This is a genomic window from Sandarakinorhabdus sp., assembly GCF_032115815.1.
Taxonomy (GTDB): Bacteria; Pseudomonadota; Alphaproteobacteria; order Sphingomonadales; family Sphingomonadaceae; genus Sandarakinorhabdus.
Genome location: NZ_JAUMBI010000185.1, coordinates 1 through 9,566 on the forward strand (window position 1 = coordinate 1; position 9,566 = coordinate 9,566).

Below are 9,566 nucleotides of genomic sequence, written 5' to 3' on the forward strand. Positions count from 1 at the left end.
CTTGGCCCCGGTCATGGCAGCCTGATGGCCGATGCCCTGCGCCTGCTCGGCCGGTTGCCGGGCTTTGCTGCCAGCGCCGGCCTGCAAATGGTGGAAACCAGCCTTGCGCTGCGCTCCATCCAGCGCGTGCGGCTGGCCGGTTGGGCGGCCCAGTGGCACGACCGGGTCGATCAGTTGCCCGATGATCGCCCGCTCATCATCGTCGCCAACGAATTTTTCGATGCGCTGCCGATCCGCCAACGCCGGGCGGGCAAGGAACTGCACGTGGGCTTCGAAGACGGATTGTTCATGCCGAAATGGCTGCCCGCCGACGGCGTAGACGCCGAATGGAGCGAGGCCGCCCACGCCATCATGGGGCATCTGTCAGGCCGCATCGCGGCCCAGGGCGGCGCCATGCTGATCATCGATTACGGCTATGGCGGCCAGATGATCGAAAGTGTGCCGCTCGATACGCTGCAGGCCGTGCATCGCGGCGAAAAGGTCAGCCCCTTTTATGATCCCGGCGCGCATGATCTGACCGCGCATGTCGATTTCAGCGCGCTGGCAGCCATCGCCCATGGGCGCGGGTTGGCCTTCCACGGCCCGGTGGCGCAGGGCGCGCTGCTCGGTGATCTTGGCATTTCGGCGCGGGCCGAGGCACTGAAGACGGGCAAGCCGCCGCACGAAGCCGGCAGCATCACCGCCGCCCTGCTGCGGCTCACCGCACCGCAGCAGATGGGCGCCATCTTCCGCGCCATGGCGGTCACGGCGCCGAGCTGGCCAGTGCCGGCTGGATTTGGCATGGCAAGTGCATGAGCCATCCCCTCATCACCTATCGCGATGCAACGCCGGCCGATGGTGCCGTGCTGGGCGGCATTGCACGGGCCACCTTCATCGATACGTTCGGCACGCTCTACAGGCTGGAAGACATGGCGACCTTCCTTCAGCAGGGCAGCGACGAAGCCTATGCCGCCGAATTGGCCGATCCCGATATCAGCGTGCGCTTTGCGCTGACGGGCGGCGCCCCGATCGGTTTTTGCAAGGTGAGCAGCCTGAAACTCCCGGCGCCCGATCCCGCACCAGATGCCATGGAGTTGCGCCAGCTCTACATCTACAAGCCGTGGCAAGGTCTGGGGCTGGCTGACGTGCTGACCGAGTGGGCCAAGGATCACGCCCGACAGCGTGGTGCGCCGGAACTCTGGCTGAGCGTGTTCACCGAAAATCCGCGTGCCCGCCGTTTCTATGCCCGTCACGGCTTCGAGGAGGTGGCGCCCTATCACTTCATGGTCGGCGATCAGGCCGATGAGGACATATTGTGTCGGGCCCGCCTTTAGATTTCCTCACCGTCCCTGCGCTGGCTGGCACCCGCCACGGGTTTCTCACCCGGCGTGGTGGCGTGTCGTCGGGCCTGTTCGCCAGCCTGAATGTCGGGCTGGGCAGCAGCGATGATCGCGGCCACGTGCAGGAAAACCGCCGCCGCGCTGTCGACGCCGTCACCCCTGGCGCCGCGCTGGTGACGCTGCATCAGGTGCATTCGGCAACCGTCATTCCCGTCACCGCCGCCTTTCCCGATGATGCACGCCCCCATGCCGATGCAATGGTGACGGCTACGCCCGGCCTCGCGCTGGGCGTCCTCACCGCTGATTGCGCGCCGATCCTGCTGGCCGACGTGGATGCAGGCGTGATCGGTGCGGCGCATTCGGGCTGGAAAGGCGCGCTCGCCGACATCGGCCCGGCTACAGTGGCAGCGATGGAAGCCCTTGGCGCCCGCCGGGACCGCATCGTCGCCGCCATCGGTCCCACGATTGCGCGCGCCAGTTACGAGGTTGATCTGGCCTTCCGCGACCGCTTCTGCGCGGTCGATCCCGAACATGATGCCTTCTTCGCCGCTGGCAAACCCGGACACTGCCAGTTCGATCTGGAAGGTTTCATCGCATCCCGTCTCGCCGCCGCCGGCGTGCGCACCGTGGTGGCGATGGGGGTGGACACCTATCCGGATGAAGCCCGCTGGTTCAGCTTCCGCCGCACCACCCACCGCCGTGAGCCCGACTATGGGCGGCAATTGTCGGTGATTGCCTTGGCGTAAACGAAAAGCCCGATTCCCTTTTCTCCGTCCAGCCCGTAACCTGCGCGGCACATGGACATCTATCTGCCCATTGCCGAAATGTCGGTGAACGCACTGCTCATCATCCTGATGGGCGGGGCTGTGGGTTTCCTGTCGGGCATGTTCGGCGTGGGGGGCGGTTTCCTGACCACGCCGCTGCTGATCTTCTACGGCATTCCGCCGGCAGTTGCGGTGGCGTCTTCGGCGACGCAGATCACCGGCTCCTCCGTCTCGGGCGCGCTGGCCTATTGGGAACGCGGCCAGGTTGATCTGCGCATGGGCGGCGTGCTGGTGGCGGGCGGTCTGGTCGGGGCCGGGTTGGGGCAGGTCGTCTTCTCCATCTTGCAGCAGCAGGGCCAGATCGACGTGGTGATCAGCCTGATCTACGTCCTCTTTTTGTCGGTCATCGGCGGGCTCATGCTCCGCGATGCGCTGGCCGCCCTGAAGGCCGCGCGGAACGGGCAGCCACCGCCGTCACGCCGCAGCCGCCATCTGCCCTGGGTGGCAGCGCTGCCGTGGAAAATGCGTTTTCCCGGTTCAGGCCTCTACATCTCGCCACTGGCGCCGCTGATGCTCGGCGCGGGCGTCGGCATGCTCACCGTGATCATGGGCATCGGCGGCGGCTTCATCATGGTGCCGGCCATGGTCTATATCCTCGGCATGCGCGCCCAGGCGGTGGTGGGCACTTCATTGTTCCAGATCATCTTCGTCACGGCAGCGACCACCCTGCTGCACGCGACCGCCTCCAGAAGCGTGGATATCGTGCTTGCCCTGCTGCTGCTGATCGGCGGGGTGACAGGCGCGCAAGTGGGTGTGCGGGCGGCGCAGCGCTTGTCGCCCGATCGGCTGCGGCTGGCGCTGGCGCTGATCGTGCTGGCGGTGGCCATCAGGTTGTTCATCGGCCTCACGCTCACGCCCGATGAGCCGTTCGCGCTGTTTGAAGGCGCATGATGCGGCGTGTCGTTCTGGCGCTGGGCCTGTGGCTGGCACTGGTCGGAGCTGCGCCCATCCGGCTGATCACTCAGCTCAGCCAGGCCCGCATCGAGATCAACACCACGTTTCGCGGATCGGAAATGCTGGTGTTCGGCGCCATCCAGTATCCGCAAGGCAGCGTGCCCGATGCGCCGCCCGATATCGCCGTGGTGGTGCGCGGGCCGTCGGCACCGGTCACCGTCCGGCAGAAAGCGCGCATTGCTGGCATCTGGGTCAATGCGCGCGCCGTGCGCTTTGAATCGGTGCCGGGTTTCTATGCCGTGGCGGCCACCCGCCCGATTTCGGTCCTCGCCGATGAACGCACCACGGCCATTTACGAGATCGGCATCCGCAACCTGCAATTGTCCCCGGCCAGCGGCGCCGATGACGGGATCAGCCGCACATTCGAAGCCGGCCTGATCACCGCGCGCCAGAAGGCCGGGCTGTTCACAGAGCGTTCCGATGGCGTGCAGATCACCCGCGGCGTGCTCTATGCTGCCCGCATCGCGTTGCCGGCGGCGGTGCCGGTGGGCGACTACACCGCCGAAATCCACCTTGTGCGCCAGGGCCGGGTGCTGGCCAGCACGTCGGCGCCCTTTGTGATCGACAAATCGGGCTTTGAACGTTGGGTCTATGTGATGGCGCAGGAAAACAGCCTCGCCTACGGGCTTGCTGCGGTGCTGGCCGCCTTGGCGGCCGGCGCACTGGCTGCGCTGGTCACGCGGCGGCGTTGGTAGGGCCGTTTTCACCCGCCAATATTCGACTCGCGTCCAGTCCCTTTTTCGTTTACCTTGGCTGTCGGCGCATTATCGGCCCGCTGCTTTGAATACCTCACCGCATCGCCCGACAGGCTCCAGTTTCAGACAGACAGCTACGGATTTGGAAATTAAATGAGCTTTGATCGACGGGGACGTGGTCCCGGGCGTGGTTCTGACAAGCGCGAACGCGGCTTTGACAGTTTTGAAGACTCCAGCCGCAGCTTCGGCGGCGGTGGCGATCGCTTCGGTGGCGGCGGCTTCGGCGGCGGTGGCGACCGTTTCGGCGGCGGCGGCGGTGGTCGCGGCGGCTTCGGCGGCGGCGGCGATCGCTTCGGCGGCGGTGGCGGTGGCGGCAGTCGCTTCGGCGGTGGCGGCGGCGGCGGCTTCGGCGGCGGCGCGCCCCGGCGCGAAATGTCCCCCGGCATCGTGATCGGCACCGGCCGTGGCACCGTGAAATTCTTCAACGCGCAAAAGGGCTTCGGCTTCGTGGTGCGTGAAGACGGCGGTGAAGACGTGTTCGTGCACATTTCGGCGGTGGAAGCCGCTGGCCTGACGGGCCTGGCCGATGGCCAGCCGCTGGAATTCACCCTCACCGAACGCAATGGCCGCGTTTCGGCGACCGAACTGAAGATCGAAGGCGAACCGCTGCCGGTTGAAGATCGTGCGCCGCGCGAGCCGCGCGAACCGCGTGAACCGCGCGCTGGTGGTGGCGATTTCGAACGTCGCCCGTCGCGTGAACGCACCCCGTCGACCACCGGTGAGCGCGTTGAAGGCACTGTGAAGTTCTTCAACGGCACCAAGGGCTTCGGCTTCATCCAACGCGACGATGGCGCGCCGGATGCCTTCGTCCACATTTCGGCTGTGGAACGCGCCGGCTTCTCCAATTTGAACGAAGGCCAGCGCGTCTCGTTCGAACTGGAAGAAGATCGTCGCGGCAAGCAGGCCGCGGTGAACCTGAACGCGATCTGATCGGCATCAGGCACGGAAAACGGGCGGTGGCCAGCAAGGCTGCCGCCCTTTTCACACCTCCTCTTTCCTGCACTGCGGCAAAACCGCCCGATGCTAGAGGCTTGGCCGCATTGGGCTGGCTTTGTCATTACAGGCCTGTCATGCGGCGTCGCAGCATGGGCTTATTCAACCTGATACTCACGGAGCAAGACGATGCTGGCGAATAACAGCGTGACCATCATCATGATCGTGATGACCTACATCACGCTTTCGGCCCCAGTGGCCTATTTCTTCATCCTCGCCCCGCGCCAGCTCGAAACCCGCAAGCAGCGCAACATCGCCAAGCTGGTGTCCGGCGCCGAGCTGCTGGCCGATGCCATCAGCCGCAATGGCCATGATCCGGTGCATCTGGCCCGCCTGCAGGCCCAGTATGACGCCCATGTTCGCGCCCTGACCCAACTGGGCGGTGACGTGCCGGCGCAGATCGCCGTGCCGTCGCTTCAGCAGGCTGCCTGATTTCAGCAGTGGACAGGCCGGCCGGGTTTCGCGACCCTGCTGGCCATGACCGACACCACCTTCGATTTCTCCTCCGCGCTCGCCGCCAACGCTGCCGCCCGGCCCGACCATCCCGCCGTCATCTGCGGCAATGACCGCCTGAACTGGCGCGATTTCATTGCCCGGGCGGAAAAACTCGCCGGCACGCTGGCCGATCATGGCGTGAAGCCCGGCGACAGCGTCGCCTCGATCGCGCTGTCCAGCGTGGATTATGCCGTGCTGTGGGCAGCCGTGCTGCGCCTGCGCGCCACCATCGCGCCGCTCGCCCCGTCTTCAACACCCGATCAGATCGCCGCCATGGTCGCCGATTCGGGCGCACAGTTCGTGTTTGTCGATGCCCCGAACCGTGCCGAGTTCGGCGCCATGCTGGCGGGCAAGACCCTGGTTGATCTGGATCGGCTGAACAGCTTCATCGATCCCACCGCGCAGCCGCCGGCGTTGGCCCCGCTCGATCCCCAGGCTGGCTTCAACATCATTTACTCCAGCGGAACCACCGGCACCCCAAAGGGCATCGTGCAGAGCTGTTCGATGCGCTCGCTGCACATCACCGGCGGCCGCCGCATCGGCTATGGGCCGGAGTGCGTCACGCTGTGCTCCACCCCGCTCTATTCCAACACCACGCTGGTCAGTTTCATCCCGACCCTGGCCTGGGGCGGCACCGTGGTGCTGATGCCCAAGTTCGACACCGCTCGCTGGCTGAAGGAGGCTGAAACCCACCGTGTCACCCACGCCATGCTGGTGCCGGTGCAATATCGCCGCCTGCTCGCCGATCCGGGGTTCGACGGGACCGATCTCTCCTCGCTCCAGATGAAATTCTGCACCTCGGCCCCCTTCGCGGCCGAACTGAAGGCCGAGGTCCTCAAGCGCATGCCTGGCGGCCTGATCGAATTCTTCGGCATGACCGAAGGCGGTGTCGGCTTCATGCTGGTCGCCCACGAACATCCGGACAAGCTGCACACGGTGGGCCAGCCGCAGCCCGGTCACGAAGTGCGCATCATCGATGAAGATGGCAATGACGTGCCACCGGGCACGCCTGGCGAGATCGTTGGCCGCTCGCCTGCTACCATGAACGGTTACAAGAACCGCCCCGATCTCACCGCCAAGGCCTATTGGATCGATCCCACCGGCAAGGAATGGCTGCGCACAGGCGACATTGGCCGGCTGGACGAGGATGGTTTCCTGACGCTCATGGACCGTGCCAAGGACATGATCATTTCGGGCGGTTTCAACATCTACCCCTCTGATATCGAGGCCGTGCTGCTCACCCTTCCGCAGGTGGTGGAAGCCGCCGTGGTTGGTGTCGCATCGGATGCCTGGGGAGAAACCCCGGTGGCCTTCGTCGTCGCGCCGGGAGCGGACCCGGAAGTCCTGCGCGCCGGCGCCAACGCCAAGGTGGGGAAGACCCAGCGCCTCGCCGCCGTCGTGCTGGTGGATGAATTGCCGCGCAGCCACATCGGCAAGGTGCTGAAACGCGAACTGCGGGACAGCTTCAAGGGTCAGGTTGCCTGACTGTCACTTGACCGCGCATTCAACGGGGAACACTCTTGATCGACCAATCAAGGGAGCCCGGAGCCGATGACCGCACCCATCCCGCCAACCGCCGAGCGCATCGTTACCGCCGCCATGGAGCTGTTCGGCGAGAAGGGCTATGGCTCCACCAGCGTGGCCGACATATTGGCGGCCGCCAATGCCAACAGCGGCAGCCTCTACCACGCCTTCCCCACCAAGCAGGACGTGCTGATCGCCGTGCTGCGCCGCTATCTGGATGGCATCTGGCCGATGCTGCTGGCGCCGGCCTGGGAAGGGGTGGCTGATCCGATCGATCGGATCTTTGCGCTGCTCGCCCGATATCGTGAACTGCTGAAGATCAGCGATTGCACGTTCGGCTGCCCGATCGGCAGCCTGGCGCTGGAAATCCATGAACCCGATCCGCAGGTGCGCGCGCTCCTCGCTGCCAATTTCGAAGCTTGGGTGGCCGCTGTGCGCATCTGCCTCGATGCCGCTGCGAACCGCCTGCCGCTGGGCACGGATCATAACGGCCTCTCACAATTGGTGCTGAGCGTGATGGAAGGCGGTGTGATGCAGGCCCGCACGCACCGCAGCCTGGCCAGTTTCGATGCCGGCGTGGCCGCGCTGCGCCATTATTTCCGGCTGCTCGAACGCGAGGCCCGGGGGCTGCGGCCGTGAAAACGCTGTTGATCGCCGCTGTTCTCATCGCCGGCCCGGCGCTGGGCGCGCCGATGCCGGGCGATGTCCACAACGCGCCGTTGCCCGCTGCTGTTGCCGATACCAGCTTCATCGCGCCCGATGGCAGCCGCACCCTGCAGCAAAGCATCACGATCAGGGCGCCGGTGGCGATCCTGTGGAAGGCCTTTGCCGATGCGCAAGAGTTCCGCAAATGGAACGCGCCGGTTGCCGCTATTGATCTGCGCACCGGCGGCAGCATCGAGGCCAGTTATGATCCGAAAAAGCCGATCGGCGATCCCGACAATATCCACCACCGCATCCTCACCTATCTGCCGGAGCGGCTGCTGGTGTGCCAGAATGTGCAGGCACCATCAGGACTGAAGGGCCACGAGGCACTGGCCCAGGTGGTGTCGGTGCTGGAATTCACCCCGCTACAGCCCGGCCTGACCAGGGTGACGCTGTCGCAAACCGGCTGGGGCAAGAATGCGGCGGCAAACGGGCTTTATGGCTTTTTCAAGAAGGGCAACGCCCAGGTGCTGGCGCACATGAACGCCACCTATGGCGGGGGGAGGGGAGCGAAATGAACAATGCCAGGCTGATCAACGCGACGCTGATCGCCACCATCGCCCAGATCGCGATGGTGGTGACTGGCCATTTCGTGCCGGCCGTGGCTGGCCTGTTCGCCATCGGCGGCATGGGTATTTCGGCATTGGCCGGCTGGTTCGCGCTGAAGGGCCAGGCTGCCAGTATCAGCGCCGCGGCAGGCGGCGGCGCGCTGGCCGGCGGCATCGGTGCGGCCATCGGCATTGGCGTATCGGTGGCAATGGGCGATGTGCCGGCCAGCCTGCTGGTGATGGGCACCGGTGCCAGCACCGTCACCGGCCTGATCGGCGGCCTGCTTGGCCGGCGGCGCGGTTAAGCGTTCGTCCGGATTTTCCGGCCCAGTTTCCGGCAGCAGAATCGCCGCCAGGGAGACAGGCCATGAAGATGATTCTGGGTGCAATTGCCGCCGTGGCACTGGCCACGCCAGCGTGGGCGGGCTGTCCGCCGGAATGCCCCGATGTCGGCCTCACCATCACCACCCTGCTTGATATTGATCGCGGGGGGGTGACCGAACAGCGCGAGGTCACCCTGTTCAAGGAATTTCGCGTCGAGGATCTCGGCGGCACCAGCGGCTCGCTGCGGCTTGGCTTGGCGACCCCGTTTTTCATTGGTGATCCCCTCCTGGACAAGGTCAGCGCTGCTATCACGCTAAACTGGACGCCGTCAGCCGAATGGACCCCGCTGCGGCTTGACCTGCGCTACCCGCTGCTGCCGGTTGATGATTATCGCCGCGACCGGCTGATCGATCCCGATCTGATCGAATATCGCATCTACCTGCCGATCAGCCGCCGTTTCGATTTCAATGTCAGCCCGGTGTGGGGCAATCGCGGCGGCGGTGTTGCCATGGAGGCCGGCTTCTGGTTCGCGCCGCGCGATCCGGTGCCGGTCGGCTTTGCGGGGCCGTTCGTCTTCGATGATGCAGTGTTCGAATACAAGATCAGCTACGTGCCCGAACCGCAAATCTGGGCGCTGTGGATCGTCGGCCTTGGCCTGGCTGGTGCCGTGCTGCGTCAGCGCAAACCGTTGAGCGCGTGAGCCGCTGCCGCCACGGTGCGGCGCACATCATCGGCATTGGTCTGCCAGTTGCACACGCTCATCCGCATCGTGCGCTCGCCGTCCCAGGTCGTGCCGCTGAAATAGGCCTCGCCACTGGCGTTGATGGCAGCGATCACCGCGTCGCTGATGTTGCGCCCGTCGGCGGCGTGAAAGCGCACCATGCCCTGGTTCATGATCGGCCGGGCGATGCTGGTGGCGCCGGTCAGGGCGGCCAGCCCGTCGTGAAGGGCCAGCGCATGATCACAGCAGCGCGCAATCAGATCGGCCAGTCCGTCGCGCCCCAGTTCCATAAGCGCGGCCAGCACCGGCAGGCTGCGGGCGCGGCGTGACCATTCGGGCGTGTAGTTCATCGGATCGCGCGTATCGCCATCCTGGCTGAGATAACTCGCCGTCAGCTTCATCGA

At 65.6% G+C, this 9,566-nt stretch carries 13 protein-coding genes; 12 read left to right on the top strand and 1 reads right to left on the bottom strand.

Annotation, left to right across the window (positions count from 1 at the left end; translation table 11 throughout):
- From RT662_RS10825 to RT662_RS10880, 12 genes are all read left to right on the top strand, one after another.
- The coding region (locus RT662_RS10825; protein ID WP_313670715.1) for an SAM-dependent methyltransferase at positions 1-795 on the top strand (795 nt) is incomplete at its 5' end.
- A complete protein-coding gene (locus RT662_RS10830; RefSeq protein WP_313670716.1) occupies positions 792-1,313 on the top strand; it encodes a GNAT family N-acetyltransferase in 522 nt (173 codons plus the stop codon). The genes RT662_RS10825 and RT662_RS10830, both read left to right, overlap by 4 nt.
- Positions 1,295-2,065, top strand: a complete 771-nt coding sequence (gene pgeF / locus RT662_RS10835) for a peptidoglycan editing factor PgeF (RefSeq protein ID WP_313670717.1) — start codon at positions 1,295-1,297, stop codon at positions 2,063-2,065. Before RT662_RS10830 ends, pgeF begins: the two co-directional genes overlap by 19 nt.
- 51 nt (positions 2,066-2,116) lie before the next feature.
- A complete protein-coding gene (locus RT662_RS10840) occupies positions 2,117-3,034 on the top strand; it encodes a sulfite exporter TauE/SafE family protein (RefSeq protein ID WP_313670718.1) in 918 nt (305 codons plus the stop codon).
- Positions 3,031-3,792 (top strand): TIGR02186 family protein, encoded by a 762-nt coding sequence (locus RT662_RS10845; RefSeq protein WP_313670719.1) that lies wholly within the window; start codon positions 3,031-3,033, stop codon positions 3,790-3,792. Before RT662_RS10840 ends, RT662_RS10845 begins: the two co-directional genes overlap by 4 nt.
- 153 nt (positions 3,793-3,945) lie before the next feature.
- Positions 3,946-4,782, top strand: a complete 837-nt coding sequence (locus RT662_RS10850) for a cold-shock protein (RefSeq protein ID WP_313670720.1) — start codon at positions 3,946-3,948, stop codon at positions 4,780-4,782.
- A gap of 192 nt (positions 4,783-4,974) precedes the next feature.
- Complete coding sequence (locus tag RT662_RS10855; RefSeq protein WP_313670721.1) at positions 4,975-5,277, top strand: hypothetical protein; 303 nt, start codon at positions 4,975-4,977, stop codon at positions 5,275-5,277.
- A 45-nt stretch (positions 5,278-5,322) separates the two neighbouring features.
- A complete protein-coding gene (locus tag RT662_RS10860; RefSeq protein WP_313670722.1) occupies positions 5,323-6,825 on the top strand; it encodes an AMP-binding protein in 1,503 nt (500 codons plus the stop codon).
- Between the two features lie 66 nt (positions 6,826-6,891).
- Entirely contained in the window at positions 6,892-7,503 is a 612-nt protein-coding gene (locus RT662_RS10865; protein ID WP_313670723.1) for a TetR/AcrR family transcriptional regulator, read from the top strand.
- On the top strand, positions 7,500-8,087 hold the full coding sequence (locus RT662_RS10870) for an SRPBCC domain-containing protein (RefSeq protein ID WP_313670724.1): 588 nt from the start codon (positions 7,500-7,502) through the stop codon (positions 8,085-8,087). The genes RT662_RS10865 and RT662_RS10870 overlap by 4 nt, the downstream gene beginning before the upstream one ends.
- Complete coding sequence (locus RT662_RS10875) at positions 8,084-8,422, top strand: hypothetical protein (protein ID WP_313670725.1); 339 nt, start codon at positions 8,084-8,086, stop codon at positions 8,420-8,422. The genes RT662_RS10870 and RT662_RS10875 overlap by 4 nt, the downstream gene beginning before the upstream one ends.
- Before the next feature lie 62 nt (positions 8,423-8,484).
- On the top strand, positions 8,485-9,141 hold the full coding sequence (locus RT662_RS10880) for a PEP-CTERM sorting domain-containing protein (protein WP_313670726.1): 657 nt from the start codon (positions 8,485-8,487) through the stop codon (positions 9,139-9,141).
- Here RT662_RS10880 and RT662_RS10885 read toward each other — a convergent pair.
- Positions 9,117-9,566: hypothetical protein (locus RT662_RS10885; protein WP_313670727.1), on the bottom strand; the 450-nt coding region annotated here is incomplete at its 5' end. The genes RT662_RS10880 and RT662_RS10885 overlap by 25 nt on opposite strands.

Excerpts from the sequence above, each read along its gene's own strand:
- RT662_RS10830 (WP_313670716.1), top strand. The coding sequence starts at position 792 with ATGAGCCATCCCCTCATCACCTATCGCGATGCAACGCCGGCCGATGGT.
- RT662_RS10840 (WP_313670718.1), top strand. The coding sequence starts at position 2,117 with ATGGACATCTATCTGCCCATTGCCGAAATGTCGGTGAACGCACTGCTC.
- RT662_RS10845 (WP_313670719.1), top strand. The coding sequence starts at position 3,031 with ATGATGCGGCGTGTCGTTCTGGCGCTGGGCCTGTGGCTGGCACTGGTC.
- RT662_RS10850 (WP_313670720.1), top strand. The coding sequence starts at position 3,946 with ATGAGCTTTGATCGACGGGGACGTGGTCCCGGGCGTGGTTCTGACAAG.
- RT662_RS10855 (WP_313670721.1), top strand. The coding sequence starts at position 4,975 with ATGCTGGCGAATAACAGCGTGACCATCATCATGATCGTGATGACCTAC.
- RT662_RS10860 (WP_313670722.1), top strand. The coding sequence starts at position 5,323 with ATGACCGACACCACCTTCGATTTCTCCTCCGCGCTCGCCGCCAACGCT.
- RT662_RS10865 (WP_313670723.1), top strand. The coding sequence starts at position 6,892 with ATGACCGCACCCATCCCGCCAACCGCCGAGCGCATCGTTACCGCCGCC.
- RT662_RS10875 (WP_313670725.1), top strand. The coding sequence starts at position 8,084 with ATGAACAATGCCAGGCTGATCAACGCGACGCTGATCGCCACCATCGCC.
- RT662_RS10880 (WP_313670726.1), top strand. The coding sequence starts at position 8,485 with ATGAAGATGATTCTGGGTGCAATTGCCGCCGTGGCACTGGCCACGCCA.